The organism is Microbacterium limosum, from assembly GCF_036324365.1.
GTDB lineage: Bacteria > Actinomycetota > Actinomycetes > Actinomycetales > Microbacteriaceae > Microbacterium > Microbacterium limosum.
Genome location: NZ_CP137080.1, coordinates 1,261,918 through 1,280,918 on the forward strand (window position 1 = coordinate 1,261,918; position 19,001 = coordinate 1,280,918).

Annotated in this window: 16 protein-coding genes; 12 read left to right on the plus strand and 4 right to left on the minus strand. The window is 70.0% G+C overall.

Annotated elements, in window-relative coordinates; translation table 11 throughout:
- The first annotated feature begins 181 nt into the window (after positions 1-181).
- The 5 genes from RYJ27_RS06110 (at position 182) to RYJ27_RS06130 (ending at position 5,978) form a co-directional block, all read left to right on the plus strand.
- Positions 182-1,405 (plus strand): IS110 family RNA-guided transposase, encoded by a 1,224-nt coding sequence (locus RYJ27_RS06110; RefSeq protein ID WP_330171993.1) that lies wholly within the window; start codon positions 182-184, stop codon positions 1,403-1,405.
- A gap of 118 nt (positions 1,406-1,523) precedes the next feature.
- A complete protein-coding gene (locus RYJ27_RS06115) occupies positions 1,524-2,456 on the plus strand; it encodes a proteasome assembly chaperone family protein (protein ID WP_330171828.1) in 933 nt (310 codons plus the stop codon).
- A gap of 199 nt (positions 2,457-2,655) precedes the next feature.
- The gene (locus tag RYJ27_RS06120; RefSeq protein ID WP_330171829.1) at positions 2,656-3,957 is read left to right on the plus strand and encodes an RNA polymerase sigma factor; all 1,302 of its coding nucleotides are present in this window, start codon (positions 2,656-2,658) and stop codon (positions 3,955-3,957) included.
- Between the two features lie 3 nt (positions 3,958-3,960).
- The gene (locus tag RYJ27_RS06125; RefSeq protein WP_330171830.1) at positions 3,961-5,235 is read left to right on the plus strand and encodes a Mur ligase family protein; all 1,275 of its coding nucleotides are present in this window, start codon (positions 3,961-3,963) and stop codon (positions 5,233-5,235) included.
- Positions 5,232-5,978 carry a hypothetical protein gene (locus tag RYJ27_RS06130; RefSeq protein WP_330171831.1) on the plus strand — a complete coding sequence of 249 codons (747 nt, stop codon included), beginning with the start codon at positions 5,232-5,234 and terminating at the stop codon, positions 5,976-5,978. The genes RYJ27_RS06125 and RYJ27_RS06130 overlap by 4 nt, the downstream gene beginning before the upstream one ends.
- A gap of 11 nt (positions 5,979-5,989) precedes the next feature.
- Here the strand turns inward: RYJ27_RS06130 and RYJ27_RS06135 are convergent, their stop codons facing one another.
- Entirely contained in the window at positions 5,990-8,071 is a 2,082-nt protein-coding gene (locus tag RYJ27_RS06135) for a DNA gyrase/topoisomerase IV subunit B (RefSeq protein WP_330172003.1), read from the minus strand.
- Positions 8,072-8,236: 165 nt separating this feature from the next.
- Here RYJ27_RS06135 and RYJ27_RS06140 point away from each other — a divergent pair, with 165 nt between their 5' ends.
- Positions 8,237-8,455 carry a DUF7455 domain-containing protein gene (locus RYJ27_RS06140; RefSeq protein ID WP_330171832.1) on the plus strand — a complete coding sequence of 73 codons (219 nt, stop codon included), beginning with the start codon at positions 8,237-8,239 and terminating at the stop codon, positions 8,453-8,455.
- A 77-nt stretch (positions 8,456-8,532) separates the two neighbouring features.
- Here RYJ27_RS06140 and RYJ27_RS06145 read toward each other — a convergent pair whose 3' ends face one another.
- Positions 8,533-10,980, minus strand: coding sequence for a DNA gyrase/topoisomerase IV subunit A (locus tag RYJ27_RS06145; RefSeq protein WP_330171833.1), 2,448 nt, complete (start codon positions 10,978-10,980; stop codon positions 8,533-8,535).
- 71 nt (positions 10,981-11,051) lie between these two features.
- Here RYJ27_RS06145 and RYJ27_RS06150 point away from each other — a divergent pair, with 71 nt between their 5' ends.
- Positions 11,052-12,182 (plus strand): alkaline phosphatase family protein, encoded by a 1,131-nt coding sequence (locus RYJ27_RS06150; protein WP_330171834.1) that lies wholly within the window; start codon positions 11,052-11,054, stop codon positions 12,180-12,182.
- A gap of 35 nt (positions 12,183-12,217) precedes the next feature.
- Here RYJ27_RS06150 and sepH read toward each other — a convergent pair whose 3' ends face one another.
- A complete protein-coding gene (gene sepH, locus RYJ27_RS06155; RefSeq protein ID WP_330171835.1) occupies positions 12,218-13,234 on the minus strand; it encodes a septation protein SepH in 1,017 nt (338 codons plus the stop codon).
- 211 nt (positions 13,235-13,445) lie between these two features.
- Between sepH and RYJ27_RS06160 the strand changes: the two genes are divergently transcribed.
- On the plus strand, positions 13,446-13,739 hold the full coding sequence (locus tag RYJ27_RS06160) for a DUF4193 domain-containing protein (protein WP_330171836.1): 294 nt from the start codon (positions 13,446-13,448) through the stop codon (positions 13,737-13,739).
- Here the strand turns inward: RYJ27_RS06160 and RYJ27_RS06165 are convergent.
- Positions 13,694-14,185 carry a DUF3093 domain-containing protein gene (locus tag RYJ27_RS06165; RefSeq protein ID WP_330171837.1) on the minus strand — a complete coding sequence of 164 codons (492 nt, stop codon included), beginning with the start codon at positions 14,183-14,185 and terminating at the stop codon, positions 13,694-13,696. The genes RYJ27_RS06160 and RYJ27_RS06165 overlap by 46 nt on opposite strands.
- A 12-nt stretch (positions 14,186-14,197) precedes the next feature.
- On the opposite strand from RYJ27_RS06165, the gene dut reads away from it, so the two are divergent.
- The 4 genes from dut (at position 14,198) to RYJ27_RS06185 (ending at position 18,978) form a co-directional block, all read left to right on the plus strand.
- Positions 14,198-14,662 carry a dUTP diphosphatase gene (gene dut / locus RYJ27_RS06170; RefSeq protein ID WP_330171838.1) on the plus strand — a complete coding sequence of 155 codons (465 nt, stop codon included), beginning with the start codon at positions 14,198-14,200 and terminating at the stop codon, positions 14,660-14,662.
- On the plus strand, positions 14,659-15,270 hold the full coding sequence (locus tag RYJ27_RS06175) for a DUF3710 domain-containing protein (RefSeq protein WP_330171839.1): 612 nt from the start codon (positions 14,659-14,661) through the stop codon (positions 15,268-15,270). Before dut ends, RYJ27_RS06175 begins: the two co-directional genes overlap by 4 nt.
- Positions 15,267-15,992, plus strand: coding sequence for a DUF3159 domain-containing protein (locus tag RYJ27_RS06180; RefSeq protein WP_330171840.1), 726 nt, complete (start codon positions 15,267-15,269; stop codon positions 15,990-15,992). The genes RYJ27_RS06175 and RYJ27_RS06180 overlap by 4 nt, the downstream gene beginning before the upstream one ends.
- Positions 15,993-16,143: 151 nt before the next feature.
- Positions 16,144-18,978, plus strand: coding sequence for an aconitate hydratase (locus tag RYJ27_RS06185; RefSeq protein WP_330171841.1), 2,835 nt, complete (start codon positions 16,144-16,146; stop codon positions 18,976-18,978).
- The last annotated feature ends 23 nt before the right edge of the window (positions 18,979-19,001 follow it).

Genomic DNA, 19,001 nt, shown 5'->3' on the forward strand with positions numbered 1-19,001 from the left:
CGAGTGAGCACTCCTCCAGCCTGACGCCGTCATGAGGTCTAGGCCTAGATCGTGCCCTCGCTGGTTGGTGAGGAGGCCGTGATGGCTGCTGGGATGACGTGCTTCGAGCACTGAACCATTAGGACGCTGCGAGCTTTCTCCGGGACGAGCAATGATCAGGTTCGCGAAGGGAGCGGGGACGATGTTGTTCCTCGGTGATGACTGGGCGGAAGCCCACCACGACATCGAACTGCAGGACGAGCAGGGCGCAGTGCTGGTTCGGCGTCGACTGCCGGAGGGGGTGACGGGGTTGGCGCGGTTGCACGCGCTGATCGCGGATCATCTCGACGACGCCGACGATCCGAGCGTGGTGTTCGTGGGGATCGAGACGGATCGGGGCGGGTGGGTGCAGGCTCTGATCGCGGCCGGGTACTCGGTGTATCCGATCAACCCGCAGCAGTCGGCCCGGTACCGTCAGCGGCACTCGACGTCGGGCGCGAAGAGCGACCCCGGGGATGCGCACGTGCTCGCGGAGATCGTCCGCACCGACCGTGATCATCACCGGCCCGCGACCGGCGACAGCGACCTCGCCGAGGCCGTGAAGGTGCTGGCGCGGACCCATCAGACGATGATCTGGTCGAAGCAGCGGCAGGCCAATCAGCTGCGGTCGATGCTGCGAGAGTTCTACCCTGCCGCGTTGACCGCGTTCAGCGACGACCTCGCCGGACGAGACGCCCTCGCCGTCCTCGCCGCCGCGCCGACCCCGGCCGCCGGACGGGCACTGACCCGGACCCGGCTGGTCTCAGTGCTGCGCCGGGCGGGACGGCGACGCAACCTCGAACACCGCGCGATCGAGATCCTCACCGCTCTCCGGTCCGAGCAGCTCGAACTGTCCGGACCAGTCGCGGCCGCCTACGGCGCCGGGGTCACCGCGATCGCGACAGTGCTGACCGCGATGACCGGTCAGATCGCTGCGCTGGAAGCCGAGGTCGAGTCGTGTTTTGGCCGGCACCCGGACGCTGAGATCATCACCAGCCAACCCGGCCTGGGGAAGGTCCTCGGCGCGAGGGTGCTCGCCGAGTTCGGAGACGACCCCGACCGCTTCGCCGACGCGAAAGCGCGCCGGAACTACGCCGGCACCAGCCCCATCACCCGCGCGTCCGGCACCCGACGGGTCGTGCTCGCCCGCTACGCCCGCAACAGACGCCTCGCAGACACCATGCACCAACAGGCGTTCTGCGCACTCAGCACGTCACCCGGCGCTCGAGCGTTCTACGACGCCCACCGCGCCGCGGGAAACACCCACCACGCTGCGCTACGAGCCCTCTCGAACCGGCTCGTCGGGATCCTCGACGGCTGCCTCCGCCACCACACCCGCTACGACGAAACCATCGCCTGGGCACACCGCCACACCCTCGCCGCTTGACAACCTACGACCCTGGGATATCTAGGCGCTGACCCGACGCCCCGACGCGGGGTGCCGGGCGTGTTCGCCTGGAGGGGAAGCCGCCTCGACGAGCGCCCCGCCCTCGTAGAGTGGACGCATGCCCTGGTCCGTAGATCTGCACGTCGACATCGGGGATCGACCCGAGATCCCCGCCGGTCTTCCGCTCGTCATCGCGCTGACCGGCTTCACCGATGCGGGTTCGGCGGTGTCGCAGGTCGTGGATGCGCTGCGCGAGAGCGTCGACACCCGTCCCGTCATCCGGTTCTCCAACGACGTCCTGCTCGACTACCGGGCCCGCCGGCCCGTCATCGCCTTCGATCAGGACCATCTCGAGGACTATCGGCCGCCGCGCCTGGAGCTGGCGCTGGCCCACGATCTCATCGGCCAGGAGTTCCTCACCCTCACCGGCTACGAGCCCGACTTCGCCTGGGATGCGTTCGTGGACGACGTTCTGGCTCTCGCGGCGGAGCTGCAGGTGGCCTCGGTCACCTGGGTGCACGCGATCGCGATGCCCGTGCCGCACACGCGTCCGATCGGAACGACCGTCAGCGGCAATCGCGCGGAGCTCATCGAGGCGCACTCGGTCTGGCGGCCGCGGACCGAGGTGCCGGCCACGGTCGGCCACCTGCTCGAGATGAGGTTCGTGGAGCGCGGGACGCCCACGGCCAGCTTCGTGCTGCTCGTGCCTCACTACCTCGCCGACGCCGAGTACCCCGCCGCGGCCATCCGAGCGCTTGAGAGCATCACCATCGCGAGCGGTATCGCGCTGCCGAGCGAGACCCTGCGGGAGCAGAACCTGGGGTTCCTCGCGAAGGTGGAGGAGCAGATCGCCGCGAACGACGAGCTCGGCACCATGCTCGAGAACCTGGAGACGCGCTACGACCAGTACGTGCAGGGCTCATCGCTGCGGGCGACCTCCGATGACATCGACGAGTTCGATCTGCCGAGCGCCGACGAACTCGCCGCGGAGCTGGAGCGCTACCTCGCCACGCGACCCGGAGACGACGACAAGCGGCCCGGTCGGGGCTGACGGGAATCCTCACGGGGCGCGCGACGTTGACAAGAGGGTGTGTCGGTCCCGCCGACGCAGTGTGTCATAATGGATGATCCGACCCGTTGTCAACCACGAATGCCTTGTGCAGGACTTGACAAGGGTCTTACCTGTGTCCGAAAACCAACCGATCGCGCCACCGGGGTGACCCCCGAAGCGCGACGGTGAAAGGCTAACCGTGACCCCTTCCCGGACGACCACCAAGGAAGCCGTCGAAGAGACCGACGAGGCGACCACGCCCGTGCCCGCCGTGACGAAGCGCAAGGCGGCCGCCAAGAAGCCCGCCGCCAAGAAGGCCGCTCCGGCCAAGAAGACGGCGCCGAAGGATTCCGAGGAGGACGTCGAGGACGACGTCGACGGCGAAGAGATCTCGGTCGAGGAGTCGGCGGACGACTCCGACGACTCCGACGACTCGCCGGCGACGCCCGCCGCCGACTCGGACGACGACGACGAAGAGGACGCCGCGCCCAAGAAGGAGGCGACCGAGTCGCTGCCGACGGGCGCCATCGTCATCTCCTCGAGCGACGAGGACGACGTCCCCGTGTACTCGACCACGATCACCGGCGCGACGGCCGACCCCGTCAAGGACTACCTGAAGCAGATCGGCAAGGTCCCGCTGCTGAACGCGGCGGAGGAGGTCGAGCTCGCGATGCGCATCGAGGCGGGCCTGTTCGCCGAGGAGAAGCTGTCTCAGCTGAGCGACGCCGAGAAGCGCACCCAGCTGGGCCGCGACCTCACCTGGGTCGCGAAGGACGGCCAGCGAGCCAAGTCGCACCTGCTGGGGGCGAACCTGCGCCTCGTCGTCTCCCTCGCCAAGCGCTACACCGGGCGCGGCATGCAGTTCCTGGATCTGATCCAGGAGGGCAACCTCGGTCTCATCCGAGCGGTCGAGAAGTTCGACTACACGAAGGGCTTCAAGTTCTCCACGTACGCCACGTGGTGGATCCGTCAGGCGATCACGCGCGCCATGGCCGACCAGGCCCGCACGATCCGCATCCCCGTCCACATGGTCGAGGTCATCAACAAGCTCGCTCGCGTGCAGCGTCAGATGCTGCAGGACCTGGGCCGCGAGCCCACGCCCGAAGAGCTCAGCCGCGAGCTGGACATGACGCCCGAGAAGGTCATCGAGGTGCAGAAGTACGGCCGCGAGCCGATCTCGCTGCACACCCCCCTCGGCGAAGACGGCGACAGCGAGTTCGGCGACCTCATCGAGGACACCGAGGCGGTCGTGCCGGCGGATGCCGTGGGCTTCACGATGCTGCAGCGCCAGCTCGAGTCGCTCCTGGACTCGCTCAGCGAGCGCGAGGCGGGCGTCATCCGCATGCGCTTCGGCCTCGGCGACGGTCAGCCGAAGACGCTCGACCAGATCGGTGACACGTTCGGCGTGACGCGCGAGCGCATCCGCCAGATCGAGTCAAAGACGATGGCCAAGCTGCGGCACCCGTCGCGCTCCCAGTCGCTGCGCGACTACCTGGAGTAAGCGGTGCTCGACGCCATCGGCGTGGCCGCGGGCCGCGCCGTGCAAGCGGTGCTGCGCGCGCGGGGCGGCAAGGGCAGCGGCGGGCCGGGGCTGGTGACGAACCGGATCGCCCCCGGCCTGCTGCCGCGCGTGCTGGCCTCGTTCCCGGGCGGCCTCGTCGTCGTCAGCGGGACGGCGGGAAAGTCGACCACGACCAAGATGGTCACGGCCGTCCTGCGCGCGCACGGGTTGCGTGTCTTCACGAACTCGTCCACCGCCAACCTCCCACAGGGCATCACGTCGGCCGTGCTCGACGAAGGCGACTGGCGCGGGCGCGTCGACGCCGACATCGCCGTGCTCGAGATGGACGAGGCGTTCGGAGCGAAGATCGCGGCCATGTACCGGGCCCGGGTCGTGACGCTCACGAACATCAATCTCGACGACATCGCGCGCTTCGAATCGTACGAGCGCGTCATCCGCCTGCTCACCACGATCGCGCAGCGGGCGGACGGGGCCGTCGTCCTCAACGCGGACGATGCGTCGCTGAGCAGGGTGGCCGCGAGCGTGCGCGATACGGGGCGGACGGTACGACGGTTCGGCGTGAGCACCCAGGTGATGTCGGACCAGCCGTACGGGCTCGGGTACGTTCGCACCGAGCCGGGGCGGATGGCCCCGGCTGACGGCACCGTCGTCGAGAGCATCGATGGCCGCTCGGCGGTCCTGGCGGATGCCGCGGGGTCGTTCCCGCTCACGCTTCCCGCGCGCGGAGCACACTTCGCCGTCGACGCCGCCGCGGCGGTCGAGACGGCACGAGAGGTGCTCGGCGCCCGGTTCGACCGCGATCTGGCCGCCCGCACGCTCAGTGAGCTGAAGCCGGTGTTCGGGCGCGGCGAGACGGTGGAGATCCAGGGCCAGCGGATCGAGTGCGTGCTCGTGCAGAACACGGCGAGCTTCCAGCTCAACATCGACGCGCTCGGCAGCGCGAGGGAGCGGCTCTTCGTCGGCATCGGCGATGAGGAGGAGGACACCTCCTGGCTCTGGACGGTGCACACCGGTTCGCTCGGCCGCGTAGACATCGTGGGCGGCCCGAAGGCGGATGCGATGGCCAACCGGCTGGCATACGACGGCGTCGTCTTCGACGCCGTCGACACCGACCTCATCCGCGCCTTCGAGGCGTTCCTCGCGCTTCCGGCCCCGGCGCACGGCGACAAGACGGTCGTCTTCACCTCGCGCAGCATGCGGAAGATCCGCGGACACTACGGACTGACGACGCAGGAAGTGAGGTCGGGGTCCCGATGAGCCCATTGACCGTCGTCTCGCTGTTCCCGGAGCGGCTGAACATCCACGGCGACGCCGAGAACGCTGCCGTCCTGGTGCGGCGCGCATCGTGGCGAGGCCTCGACGCATCGCTCAGGGTCATCGCCGACCCGGCGGACGCAGCGGATGTCGACGCCGACCTCGTGACGATCGGCGCGGGGTTCGATGCCGACGCGCCCGAGATCCTCGACGGGCTGCGCGGCATGGGTCCCGTGCTGCGACGGTGGCGCGATGCCGGAGTGCCGCTTCTCGCCGTCGGGCTCGGGTGGGACATGCTCTCCACCTCCGTGGAGCTGGAATCCGGCGCGGTACCCGGGATGGGACTCTTCCCGGGGCGGTCGGTCGCCTCGGCGCGACGGGTGGGAACCATCGCGGTCGACAGCGACCTCGGCCCCCTGACCGGCTACGAATACCACCTCCGCGACTACATCCTCGCGGGCGACGAGCGTCCGCTCGGAACCGTCCGCCGAGGCACGGGCAACCTCGCGGGCGCGGGTGAGAACGGTGCGGAGGGCAGCACGATCGGCTCGCTCGTGGGCACGGGTCTGCGCGGCCCCGTCCTCGCCCGCAATCCCGGGCTCGCGGACGACCTGCTCGACAAGGCCCTCGTCCGCCGAGGCGAGTCGGTGGCCGCGGCAGGCGCTGCCGTGGATGCCGCGCAGGCCCTGGCGGATCTCCACGCGCTCCGAGCGAACGAGATCGTCCGGCGCAACCTCGGCCTGTAGGGCCGACGCGGTCAGGCGTCGATCCGCTCGACCTCCAGCCGCGCGGACGAGTCCACGATGAACTCCCGCCGCGGGGCGACCTCGTTGCCCATGAGCAGCTCGAAGACGCGGCCTGCCGCCTCGGCGTCCTCCAACCGCACGCGGCGCAGCATGCGGCCGCTGCGGTCCATCGTCGTCGTCGCCAGCTGATCGGCATCCATCTCGCCCAGGCCCTTGTACCGCTGGATCGGCTCGTGCCAGCTGCGCCCGGCCTTCGTCAGCCGCGACAGTAGCCCCTGGAGCTCCTTCTCGCTGTACGTGTAGATCGCGTCGTTCGGCTTTGATCCCCGGTTGGGGGCGATGACCCGGTGCAGCGGGGGCACCGCGGCGAAGACGCGGCCGTCCTCGATGAGGGGACGCATGTAGCGGAAGAAGAGCGTCAGCAGGAGCGTGCGGATGTGCGCGCCGTCGACATCGGCGTCGCTCATCAGGATGACCTTGCCGTAGCGAGCCTGGGTCAGGTCGAAGCTACGGCCCGAGCCGGCGCCGATCACCTGGATGATCGACGCGCATTCGGCGTTGTTCAGCATGTCGCTGATGGATGCCTTCTGGACGTTGAGGATCTTCCCGCGGATCGGAAGCAGCGCCTGGTACTCGCTGTTGCGGGCGAGCTTCGCGGTCCCGAGGGCGGAATCTCCCTCGACGATGAAGAGCTCGGACTCCGCGACGTCGCTGGATCGGCAGTCCACCAGCTTGGCGGGCAGCGACGAGGACTCGAGGGCGTTCTTGCGGCGCTGGGTCTCCTTGTGCGCGCGCGCCGAGAGGCGCGCCTTCATCTCGGCGACGACTTTCTCGAGCAGCTGAGACGTCTGGTTCTTGTCGTCCCGCTTGGTGGAGGCGAAGCGCGCCGCGAGTTCCTTGCGCACGACCTGGGCCACGATCTGCCGCACGGCGGGCGTTCCCAGGACCTCCTTCGTCTGGCCCTCGAACTGCGGCTCCGGCACGCTGACGGTGAGGACGGCCGTGAGACCCGCCAGCACGTCGTCCTTCTCCAGCTTGTCGTTGCCGGCCTTCAGCCTCCGGGCGTTCTGCTCCACCTGGCCGCGCAGGAACCGCAGCAGCTCCTGCTCGAAGCCCTGCAGGTGGGTGCCGCCCTTGGGAGTGGCGATGATGTTGACGAACGACCGGGTGATCGTCTCGTAACCGGTTCCCCAGCGGACGGCGACATCCACCGTGCACTCGCGCTCCACCTCGGTCGCGGCCATCGACCCGTCGGGCTGGAGCACCGGCACGGTCTCGGTGAAGGTGCCCGCGCCCTGCAGGCGCCACGTGTCGGTGAGGGGGGCGTCCGCCGCGAGGTACTCGACGAACTCGGAGATGCCGCCGTCGTACCGGTAGGACGTCTCGACGGGTTCGTCCGCGCGCTCATCGCGCACGACGATCTCGAGCCCTGGGACGAGGAAAGCCGTCTGACGGGCGCGCGCCTCGAGCTCGGACAGTTGGAAGGCGGCATCCTTGGTGAAGATCTGCCGGTCGGCCCAATAGCGCACCCGCGAACCGGTGACACCGCGGGGCGCCTTGCCGACGACGCGCAGCTCGCTCTGCTCCTCGAACGGGCGGAAAGCGGCGGAGGGCGACGCCTCACCGCGATCGTCGAAGATGCCCGGCTCACCGCGGTGGAACGACATGGCCCACGTCTTGCCATCACGGTCGACCTCGACGTCGAGACGCTCGGAGAGCGCGTTCACGACGGACGCGCCGACGCCGTGAAGCCCGCCGGATGCCGCGTAGGAGCCGCCCCCGAACTTTCCGCCCGCGTGCAGCTTCGTGAAGACGACCTCGACGCCGGACAGTCCCGTGCGAGGCTCGACGTCGACGGGGATGCCGCGGCCCCGGTCGCGGACCTCCACGCTGCCATCGGCGTGCAGCACGACATCGATCCTCGAGCCGTTGCCCGCGAGGGCCTCGTCGACGGAGTTGTCGATGATCTCCCAGAGGCAGTGCATGAGGCCGGGGGAGCCGTTCGAGCCGATGTACATGCCCGGACGCTTGCGAACGGCCTCGAGGCCCTCGAGGACCTGCAGATGATGGGCGGAGTACTCGGAGGTCACAATCTCCCAGAGTACGCGCCGCCGGGGACACCGCCTGGGAGAAACGCACGGACCACCGCGAGAGCGTACGCGCTCAGCGAAATGTCAGGGGATCGCGGCATTCCTGGGCCATCCGCGTGGTTGTATGAGACGAATACCCCGCAGGAAACCACCCGAGGAGGCACTGAGATGACCACGCTTTCGACACCGACCGATGAAGCCGTCGTCTACCGCCTGACGGCGATGGACCGTTGCGATTCCTGCGGCGCGCAGGCCTATATCGCCGCCGAGATCAACGGCAGCGAGCTGCTGTTCTGCGCGCACCACGGCCGCAAGTACGAAGAGAAGCTCCGCTCGATCGCCACGTCGTGGCACGACGAGACGGCCCGTCTGATCGACGCGGTGTAACCCCGGACCACACACACGACGAAGCCGCCCCGGATCATCCGGGGCGGCTTCGTCGTGTGCAGGCGGTTCGTGGCTCATCAGCCGATGGGTGCCCCCAGCGCTCCCACCACGGCGTCGAGGGGTACGCCCGAGGCATCCCGCTTCGCACCCGGGTCGGGGAGCGGGCGCGCGGCGCCGTCGGGGCCGAGGGCCCGGGCGGGCCCCGCGCCCACCCACGCGAGCCTCAGCGAGTCCTCGCCGCGCAGCAGGCGCTGGGCGCGGACGCCGCCCGTCGCGCGTCCCTTGGCGGGGAACTCGGCGAGGGCGGTGACCTTCGCCGAACCCGTGTCGGCTCCCGCGATCGCCTCGCTGCTGCCCGCGATGGTGACGACGACCGCGTCGTCACCGGTGTCCGTGACGACGCCGAAGTGGATGACGGCGGCGCCGGGGGACAGGCGGATGCCGGCCATGCCGCCGGCCGCGCGGCCCTGCGGCCGCACCGCGATGGCGTCGAAACGCAGCAGCTGCGCGTCGGAGGTGACGAAGACGAGCTGCGCGTCGTCGGGAGCGGGGGCGGCGCCCACGACGGCGTCGCCGGGCTTGAGCGAGATGAGCTCGACGTCGTGCTTGTTGCCGAGCTCCGTCGTGCTGACCCGCTTCACGATGCCCGAGCGCGTCCCGAGCGCGAGCATCGGGGTCTCCACGAGCGGCGCGATCGCCACGACGTGCTCGTTCGCGGCCATCTGCAGGTACTGGTCCGCCCGGGTCCCCGCGCCCAGCTGAACGGAGTTCGCGGGAACGCTCGGTAGATCCACGGGGGAGAAGCGCACACCCCGGCCCGCCGAGGTGATCGCGACGAGATCGCCGCGCACCGTCGTGTCGACGACGGAGCGCACGGCGTCGTGCTTGGCGCGGCGAGTGGGGGCCACGACCCCGCCCGCGGGGTCGTTCTCGACCGTCTCGACCCGCACCATGCGGCCCGAGGCGCTGAGGATGACCCGGCACGCGGCGTCGGCGATCTCCAGCGCGGGAGCGTTGCGGGCGGTTCGGGCCGCGGACGGGGCGGCGTTGGTGAGCAGCGTGCGGCGGGGCGTGCCCAGCTCGTCCGCGACGGCCTCGAGCTCGGTCGCCACCTGCCGGCGCAGCAGCGCCGGCGATCCCAGCAGCTCCTCGAGCCGGGCGATCTCGGCGCGCAGCTCGTCCCGCTCCGCTTCGAGCTCGATGCGCGAGAACTTCGTCAGCCGGCGCAGGCGCAGCTCGAGGATGTAATCGGCCTGCACCTGGGTCAGCTCGAAGACGTCCATGAGGCGTGCGCGGGCCTGCTCGCCGTCGTCGGAGGAGCGGATGACCTGGATCACCTCGTCGATGTCGAGGATCGCGATGAGGAGGCCGTCGACGAGGTGCAGGCGTTCCTTCCGGCGGGCCAGCCGGTAGCGGCTGCGGCGCGTGACCACCTCGAGGCGGTGGTCGACGTAGACCCGCAGGAGGTCGCGCAGCCCGAGGGTGCGCGGCTGGCCGTCGACGAGCGTGACGTTGTTGATGCTGAACGAGTCTTCGAGCGGGGTCAGCCGGTACAGCTGCTCCAGCACCGCCTTCGGGTCGAAGCCGGTCTTCACGCCGATCACGAGGCGCGTGCCCTTCGTGCGGTCGGTCAGGTCGGCCACGTCGCTGATGCCCTGCAGCTTCTTCGACTGCACGGCATCCTTGATCTTCTCGATCACGCGCTCGGGCCCGACCAGATACGGCAGCTCGGTCACGACGATGCCCGTCTTGCGAGGGCCCAGGCTCTCGATGCCCGCCTTCGCGCGGGTCTTGAACGATCCGCGGCCGTTCGCGTACGCGTCGCGGACGCCGTCGAGCCCAACGATCACGCCGCCGGAGGGGAGGTCGGGGCCCGGTACGAACGCCATCAGGTCCTCGAGCGTCGCGTCCGGGTTCTCCAGGAGGTGGATGGCGGCCCCCACGACCTCGACGAGATTGTGGGGAGCCATGTTGGTGGCCATCCCGACGGCGATGCCGGAGGCGCCGTTGACGAGGAGGTTGGGGTAGGCAGCCGGGAGGACGGCGGGCTGCTGGAACTGATTGTCGTAGTTCGGGATGAAGTCGACGACGTCCTCGTCGAGGTCGGCCGCCATCGCCATCGCCGCGCGGGCGAGCCGCGCCTCGGTGTAGCGCGCCGCCGCAGGGCCGTCGTCGAGGGAGCCGAAGTTGCCGTGGCCGTCGACGAGGGGCACCCGCTGGGAGAACGGCTGAGCGAGCCGCACCAGCGCGTCGTAGATGGGGGCGTCGCCGTGCGGGTGCAGCTTCCCCATCACCTCCCCGACCACGCGGGCGCTCTTGACGTGGCCCCGGTCGGGACGCAGACCCATCTCGGCCATCTGATACACGATGCGCCGCTGCACCGGCTTGAGGCCGTCGCGGGCATCGGGGAGGGCACGAGAGTAGATCACCGAGTACGCGTACTCGAGGAACGAGCCTTGCATCTCGCTCGAGACGTCGACGTCTTCGATGCGCTCGGGAGGGGTCTCGGCGGGGGCGTGCGGCATGGGTTCCTTCGGGCGGAGCTGATCCGGATGCGAAACGGGGGCCGTCCGCACGCTGTGCGAGACTGACCCCGATGACCCTCATGCTACCGGCGGAGCCCGGCCACGCCCGGAGCCTCACCGCGCTGCTGCCGGGTCTCCGCGACGCCGTGACGCGCCCCGCGGGTCACGGCTGGCTCCCCGCCGCCCGCTCCGCCGTCATCGTGCTCGTCGACGGTCTCGGCAAGGCGACGCTCTCGTCGCGCGCGGGCCACGCGCGGTTCCTCACCTCGGCGATGTCCTCGAAGGACGTCGCGCGCTCGGTCTTCCCCACGACGACGGCGACGGCGCTGACGAGCCTCATGACCGGCGTGGATGCCGGCGTGCACGGCATCGTGGGATACCGCGTGCGGGTGCCGGGCACCTCTCACGCGGCCAACCAGCTCAGCGGATGGGAGAGGGACGGGCTCGATCCCGAGAGCTGGCAGCGCGCGCGCACCCTCTTCGAGGACGCCGTTGCGCCGGCATTCATCGTCAGCCGTGAGGAGTACCGGGGCAGCGGCTTCACCCGGGCGTCCTTCCGCGGGGCGACGTTCCTCTCGGCGGCGGATGTCGCCGAACGGCTTCTGCTCGCGGTCGACACCGCCGCACGGCACGACGGTGCGATCGTGTACGCCTATGCGCCCGAACTCGACGTGCTCGGGCATCGTCACGGCATCGAGTCGGGCGAGTGGACTGACGGCCTCGAGACGGTGGATGCCGCGGTGCGCGCGTTCGCCGCGGCGCTGCCGGAGGATGTCGGCGCGCTCGTCACGGCCGATCACGGCATGATCGACGTCCCGCGACGGGGTCACGTCCTGCTCGAGCAAGGGAACCCCCTGCTCGACGGCGTCGAGGTCGTCGCGGGCGAGCCGCGGATGCTCCACCTGCACGCGCACCCGGGGGATGCCGATCGTCTGCTGTCCGCGTGGCGGACCGCGGAGTCCGCCCGGGCGTGGGTGATGAGCCGGAGCGAGGCGATCGATGCGGGATTGTTCGGCGACGTGACCCCGGACGTCGCGCCCCGCATCGGCGATGTTCTCGTGGCCGCCCGCGCCCGCGTCGCGTACTACGACGACCGGACGCGCGACAACGCGGGGCAGTCCATGGTCGGGCAGCACGGCTCCCTGACCTCCGACGAGAGACTCGTCCCGCTCATCAGACTCGGAGCCTTCTCGCGGCGGTGACCACGTGTGACCGTGTCACCGGCCCGAGGAGTGCCTCAGTCCGCGTCACCCCGCGCGCCGAAGACGATCTCGTCCCACGACGGCAGCGAGGAGCGGGCGCCGCGCCGGCGGGTGGCCGGCTCCGCCGCGGTGTCGTCGCCGCTCGCTTCCTCCGGGGCCGAGCCGTAGCCGGGCTCGAGGGCGTCGAACAGCGCAACGGGGGCGTGCGCGACGGGGGGAGCGGTCGTCTCCGGCGGGCTCTCGGGGGCCGGCTCGCGCTGGCCGCGTCGCCGCCGGAGCGCCTCCAGGAGATCCGCGGTCTCCGCGCTCGTGGCGACCGGCTCGGTCGCGCGCTTGACGGCGGCATCCGACGCCCCGGCCGGACGGCCCGGATCGGTGGGGTCGATGTCTTTCCGCGGTCCGAAGGCGCCGCTGTCGAATCGCGTCTCGTCCTTGATGCCGGGGGCGGCGTCGAGGGCGCGAAGGCGGGGGATGAGGCCCTCGGGAAGCGAACCCTGACGGGAGAGCTGCGTGGCGTCGGAGTTCTGGGGCGACAGGGCTCCGCGGCGGTGGTCGAAGCTCCAGCGGGCGTCGTGATCGATGTCCGCGACGCGGAACTCGAGCTTGATGACCCAGCCGCCGGCTTCCTTCCAGCTGGTCCACCGCTCGCCGGTCGCCCCGACCTCCTCGAGCTTCGCGCGGATGGCGGCGCCGAAGGTGGGTTGCGCATCGGCGTCGTCGACGGCGCCGAGCAGGACCGGGACCGCCAGCGCCAGGCCGACGATGTGCTCCCGCTCGGCGAGGACGGGCGCCTCGTAGCGCTCGACATCCTCGAGGCTGGCCCCCAGGAGCTGGGCGACCTCGCGGGCCGAGAGACCCGAGCGGATGTGGGCCTGGACCTCCCGGGGGCTCGGCCGGGCCGCCCGCGGGTCGCCGCCCGCGTCGGCCGCGCTCCGCGCTCGACGAACCTCGGCGCGCAGCACCTCGTCGATCACGAGGGCGAACGTCTGTCCCGCCTCGGTCGCGACGATCAGCCGATCGTCCTCCGTGCGGATCACCTTGAGCTCTTGCATCGAACACGTCCTCTTCCACTGGTTCCGTGTGGAGTCATGGTGTCACGCTCGCCTCGCACCGCCGGGAATATCGCGGGCGCGCCGCCGGTTTGAGCCCATCGCGACACGGCGACAACGACGCATTTGCTTATTGACCGCCTCTCGTGCAAACTAGCGCCGCCCATTTCGGCGCGCACCACCTGCATCAGACGGAAGAAGTGACTCTCACCCCATGGCAACGGACTACGACGCCCCCCGCAAGACCGAGGACGACAGCGAGTCGATCGAGGCCCTGAAGGAGCGCGTGCCCGACAAGCTCTCGGGCTCTGTCGACGTCGAGGACTCCGACAACCCCACGAGCTTCGACCTGCCCGGTGCCGACCTCTCCGACCTCGAGCTCGACGTCGTCGTGCTGCCCCCGCAGGAGGACGAGTTCACCTGCGTCAGCTGCTTCCTCGTGAAGCACCGTTCGCAGGTCGATCACGAGGACTCGATCGGCTTCGTCTGCAAGGACTGCGCCGCGTAACGCGCGCGTTCGATCGCGGCGGCCAGCCGATCGGGGGTCCGGGACGAGACGACCCACGCGCTGACAGGGTCGTCGGGATCCTCGACCGGGACGATGACGAGCCCGTCGATCCCGCCGCGGATGAGGTTCCAGGCCCGGGCATCCTGGCCCGGTCCCCGCGCGTGGCGGGCATCGTCACCGGACAGGGGGCGGGGCGTCCCGAGCCAGCCGGCGTCGATGTGCGCTCGCCCGGCGCGCAGGGTCGTTCCGCGTACCTCGATGCGCGGGGAGAGCCAGATCGCCCCGCACACCGCCGCGACGCCGACGATGACACCGCCCGCCAGCGAGAGGGTGGGATCGAGCGGCACCAGGACGAGTGAGGCCATCGGCGCGAGCACCGCTGCGGAGACGAGCAACCACAGCGACGGGGCCAGGCGCTCGCGATAGGTCGGCTGTAGCTTCTGCATTACCCTCGATGAGTGACCGATTCCGTGGACGTATTCATTATCGCGCCCGAGACTCCGTCCTACGCCCACCCCGGTGACGCGGGCGCGGATCTGGTCGCGTCGGAAGCGGTGCGCCTCGAGCCCGGTCGCCGCGCGCTCGTCGGCACAGGCGTGCGGATCGCGCTCCCCGAGGGGTACGCCGCGTTCGTGGTCCCTCGCAGCGGCCTCGCCGCCAAGCACGGCATCACGGTCGTGAACTCCCCGGGCACCGTCGATGCGGGCTACCGCGGCGAGATCAAGGTCTCGCTCCTGAACACGGACGCCGAGCAGCCCTACGACATCGCCGTCGGGGACCGCATCGCGCAGCTGATCGTCATGCCCGTGGTGCGGGCGACCTTCGTCCCTGTCGAAGAGCTCCCCGAGAGCCTTCGCGGGGCAGGCGGATTCGGGTCGACGGGGTACCGTGCGGCCGATGAACGAGAGGACCTCCCGGCATGAGCGACGAGCAGACGACCGATCCTGGGAACGAGCAGGCCCCGAAGTCGGCGCCGGCCGACCGTGCGACCGCCGGGCCGTTCGACGAGGCCGAGGCCAATCCCGTGCGCCCCTACATCGACCTCGGCGGCATCAAGGTGCTTCCGCGGGAGGGGCTGAACCTCCGCCTCGAGATCGAGGAGCAGTCCAAGCGGATCGTCGCGGTCGGCCTCGACTACGCCGATTCCACGCTGCAGGTGCAGCCGTTCGCGGCTCCCCGCTCGGCGGGGCTCTGGCACGAGACACGCGCCCAGATCCGGGAGCAGGTGCGCACGCAGGGCGGCCGTGTGGAGGAGCGGGAAGGTCCGCTCGGTCCCGAGCTGCTGGCCGAGGTCCCCGTGATGGCGGGGGCCGAGGCGGCGTCGGGCAAGCGCCTCGCCCGCTTCGTGGGGGTGGACGGCCCTCGATGGTTCCTGCGCGGTGTCATCGGCGGTGCCGCCGCCTCAGACCTCGAGGCCGCCGCGAAGGTCGAGGACCTGTTCCGGTCGATCGTCGTCGTCCGCGGCGGATCGCCTATGCCGCCGCGCGAGTTCATCCCGCTGAAGATGCCCTCCACCCCCGGGGCGTCGTGAGCGCCGAGCCCGATCCTCCCCGCGATCCGCTGATCCCGCCCGAGCCGGCGCCGCATGACGTGATTGGCGGAGCCCTCGCCGGCGCGGCCCGTCGGGCAGGCCTCGATCCCGCGGATGCGACCACCACCAGGGACGTCGTCTGGCGCGGCATGGGCGGCTGGCGCGGCATCCTCGAGTCGGTCCTGCCGAGCCTCGTCTTCCTGCTCGTCTACACCGTGTGGCAGGACCTTCCGTGGGCCCTGGGTCTCTCGGTCGGTCTCGCCGTCGTGTTCACGGCGGCTCGTCTGATCGCACGCTCGCCGGTGCAGGCCGCGATCGGCGGGCTGGTCGCGACGGGTGCCGCGGCGGCGCTCGCGCTGTGGACGGGGCGCGCCGAGGACAACTTCGTCCCGGGCTTCATCACGAACGGGCTCTACGGATCGGCGCTGCTGATCTCCGCCCTCGTGGGCTGGTCTCTCATCGGGCTCGCCGCCGGCGCCCTCATGGGGGAGGGCACCGCGTGGCGCGCCGATCGCCGCAAGCGCCGGGTCTTCTTCTGGCTCACGATCGCGTGGGCCGCGTTGTTCGCCGCCCGGCTGGCCGTGCAGCTGCCCCTCTACTTCGCGGGTGACGTCACGGCGCTCGGCACGCTGAAGCTCATCATGGGCCTTCCGCTGTTCGCGCCCATGCTCGCGGTGACGTGGCTAGCCGTCCGCGCCCTCTACCCCGCACCGCGCACCTGATACATTTATCTCGACATCGAGATAAATCTGCGCTCGCTACCGCCCCGGGGCAGGCGCCCGACCGGTAAGGCTCGCCTTGCTAGCCGCGGCGCAGGGCCCCGACGAAGATGGTCAGCGGCGAGTGGTCGCAGCGACTGGAGGAGACGGCATCGTGGCATCGGTCAACAGCTTCGGAGCACAGGACACACTGAGGGTCGGGGACACCGACTACGAGATCTTCCGGGTGGACACCGTCCCGGGCTACGACAAGCTCCCGTTCAGCCTCAAGGTCCTCCTCGAGAACCTCCTCCGCACGGAGGACGGCGCCAACGTCACCAAGGCGCAGATCGAGGCACTCGGGTCGTGGGATCCGGACGCGGAGCCCGACACCGAGATCCAGTTCACGCCCGCGCGCGTCGTGATGCAGGACTTCACCGGCGTGCCCTGCATCGTCGACCTGGCCACGATGCGCGAGGCCGTCACGAAGCTCGGCGGCGACCCCGACAAGATCAACCCGCTCTCGCCCGCCGAGATGGTCATCGACCACTCCGTCATCGCCGACCTCTTCGGCACCGAGAACGCCCTCGAGCGCAACGTCGAGCTCGAATACGAGCGCAACGGCGAGCGCTATCAGTTCCTGCGCTGGGGCCAGACGGCGTTCGACGACTTCAAGGTCGTCCCCCCGGGCACCGGCATCGTGCACCAGGTCAACATCGAGCACCTCGCGAAGGTGATCTACGATCGCAACGTCGACGGCGTGCTCCGCGCCTACCCCGACACCTGCGTCGGCACCGACTCGCACACGACGATGGTGAACGGCCTCGGCGTGCTGGGCTGGGGCGTCGGCGGCATCGAGGCCGAGGCGGCCATGCTCGGCCAGCCCGTCTCCATGCTCATCCCGCGCGTCGTGGGCTTCAAGCTGACCGGGGAGATCCCGGCCGGCGTGACGGCGACGGATGTCGTGCTGACGATCACCGACATGCTCCGCAAGCACGGCGTGGTCGGGAAGTTCGTGGAGTTCTACGGCGAGGGCGTCGGCTCCGTGCCGCTGGCCAACCGCGCCACGATCGGCAACATGAGCCCGGAGTTCGGATCCACGGCGGCGATGTTCCCCATCGACGACGTCACCATCGACTACCTCCGGCTCACCGGGCGCGACGAGCAGACCGTCGCGCTCGTCGAGGCGTACGCCAAGGCTCAATCGCTCTGGCACGACGCGCGCCGTGAGCCCTCGTTCAGCGAGTACATGGAGCTCGACCTCAGCACGGTCGTCCCCTCGATCGCCGGTCCGAAGCGCCCGCAGGACCGCATCCTGCTGTCGGAGTCGAAGGCCCAGTTCGAGAAGGACATCCTGAACTACGCCTCGCCCACGACCTCCAAGTCGATCGTCGACCTCGAGTCGCAGGGCTCGTTCCCCGCGTCCGACCCGGGCGGGGCGCCCGGCGAGGAGGAGATCGAGACGCGCGAGGTGCACATCTCCAGCGGTGGTCCCGCCGCGGCGTCCAAGCCCGTCCGGATCACCCCGTCGGAGGGTGCGCCCTACACGATCGACAACGGCGCCGTCACCCTCGCCGCGATCACCTCGTGCACAAACACGTCCAACCCGTCGGTGATGATCGCCGCGGGGCTCCTGGCGAAGAAGGCCGTGGAGAAGGGTCTGCAGCGCAAGCCGTGGGTCAAGACGACGCTCGGCCCCGGGTCGAAGGTCGTCACCGACTACTACGAGAAATCGGGCCTGGACAAGTCGCTGGAGGCGATCGGCTTCTACACGGTCGGCTACGGCTGCACGATCTGCATCGGCAACTCGGGACCCCTGATCGAGGAGGTCTCGGCAGCGGTCAACGACCACGACCTCGCGGTGACCGCCGTGCTGTCGGGCAACCGCAACTTCGAGGGGCGCATCAGCCCCGACGTCAAGATGAACTACCTCGCCTCGCCGCCGCTGGTGGTGGCCTACGCACTCGCGGGGTCGATGCACTTCGACTTCGAGACCGACCCGCTGGGCAAGGACCCCGAAGGTCGCGACGTCTTCCTCAAGGACATCTGGCCCGCACCCGACGAGGTGCAGGAGGTCATCGACTCCTCGATCTCCCGCGAACAGTTCATCAAGCAGTACGCGACGGTCTTCGACGGGGACGAGCGCTGGAAGAACCTGCCGACGCCGACCGGCCCCGTGTTCGAGTGGAACCAGGACTCGACGTACGTGCGCAAGGCGCCCTACTTCGATGACATGACGATGGAGCTGACGCCCGTCACCGACATCCGTGGCGCCCGCGTCATGGCCACGCTCGGCGACTCGGTCACGACCGACCACATCAGCCCCGCCGGCAACATCAAGATCGGCACCCCGGCCGCGAAGTATCTCGAGGAGCACGGCGTCCGTCAGAAGGACTTCAACTCCTACGGCTCGCGCCGCGGCAACCACGAGGTCATGATCCGCGGCACGTTCGCGAACATCCGCCTGAAGAACGCGCTCGTGAGCGCGGTCAACGACGGCGCCGTGGTCGAGGGCGGGTACACGCGAGACTTCACGCAGCCCGGCGGCCCGCAGTCGTTCATCTACGACGCGAGCCAGAACTACCAGGAGCAGGGAATCCCGCTGGTCATCTTCGGGGGCAAGGAGTACGGGTCGGGCTCGTCTCGCGACTGGGCCGCGAAGGGCACGAGCCTGCTGGGGGTCAAGGCGGTCATCACCGAGAGCTTCGAGCGCATCCACCGCTCGAACCTCATCGGCATGGGCGTGGTGCCGCTGCAGTTCCCCGCCGGCAAGAGCTGGAAGTCCCTCGGGCTCGACGGCACCGAGGTCGTCTCGATCACGGGCCTGGAGAAGCTCAACGAGGGCGTCACGCCGAAGACGGTGACGGTGACGGCGGAGCCGAGCGAGTTCTCCCCCGAGGGCAAGGAGACCGTCACGTTCGAGGCGGTCGTGCGCATCGACACCCCCGGTGAGGCCGATTACTACCGCAACGGCGGCATCCTGCAGTACGTGCTGCGCAGCCTGGTCTGAGCGCAACGCGGGCCCCCGGCATC

Coding starts and splice junctions, on each gene's coding strand:
- RYJ27_RS06130 (WP_330171831.1), top strand. CDS start 5,232: ATGAGCCCATTGACCGTCGTCTCGCTGTTCCCGGAGCGGCTGAACATC.
- RYJ27_RS06165 (WP_330171837.1), bottom strand. CDS start 14,185: ATGCAGAAGCTACAGCCGACCTATCGCGAGCGCCTGGCCCCGTCGCTG.
- RYJ27_RS06140 (WP_330171832.1), top strand. CDS start 8,237: ATGACCACGCTTTCGACACCGACCGATGAAGCCGTCGTCTACCGCCTG.
- sepH (WP_330171835.1), bottom strand. CDS start 13,234: ATGCAAGAGCTCAAGGTGATCCGCACGGAGGACGATCGGCTGATCGTC.
- RYJ27_RS06110 (WP_330171993.1), top strand. CDS start 182: ATGTTGTTCCTCGGTGATGACTGGGCGGAAGCCCACCACGACATCGAA.
- RYJ27_RS06160 (WP_330171836.1), top strand. CDS start 13,446: ATGGCAACGGACTACGACGCCCCCCGCAAGACCGAGGACGACAGCGAG.
- RYJ27_RS06150 (WP_330171834.1), top strand. CDS start 11,052: ATGACCCTCATGCTACCGGCGGAGCCCGGCCACGCCCGGAGCCTCACC.
- RYJ27_RS06175 (WP_330171839.1), top strand. CDS start 14,659: ATGAGCGACGAGCAGACGACCGATCCTGGGAACGAGCAGGCCCCGAAG.
- RYJ27_RS06115 (WP_330171828.1), top strand. CDS start 1,524: ATGCCCTGGTCCGTAGATCTGCACGTCGACATCGGGGATCGACCCGAG.
- RYJ27_RS06145 (WP_330171833.1), bottom strand. CDS start 10,980: ATGCCGCACGCCCCCGCCGAGACCCCTCCCGAGCGCATCGAAGACGTC.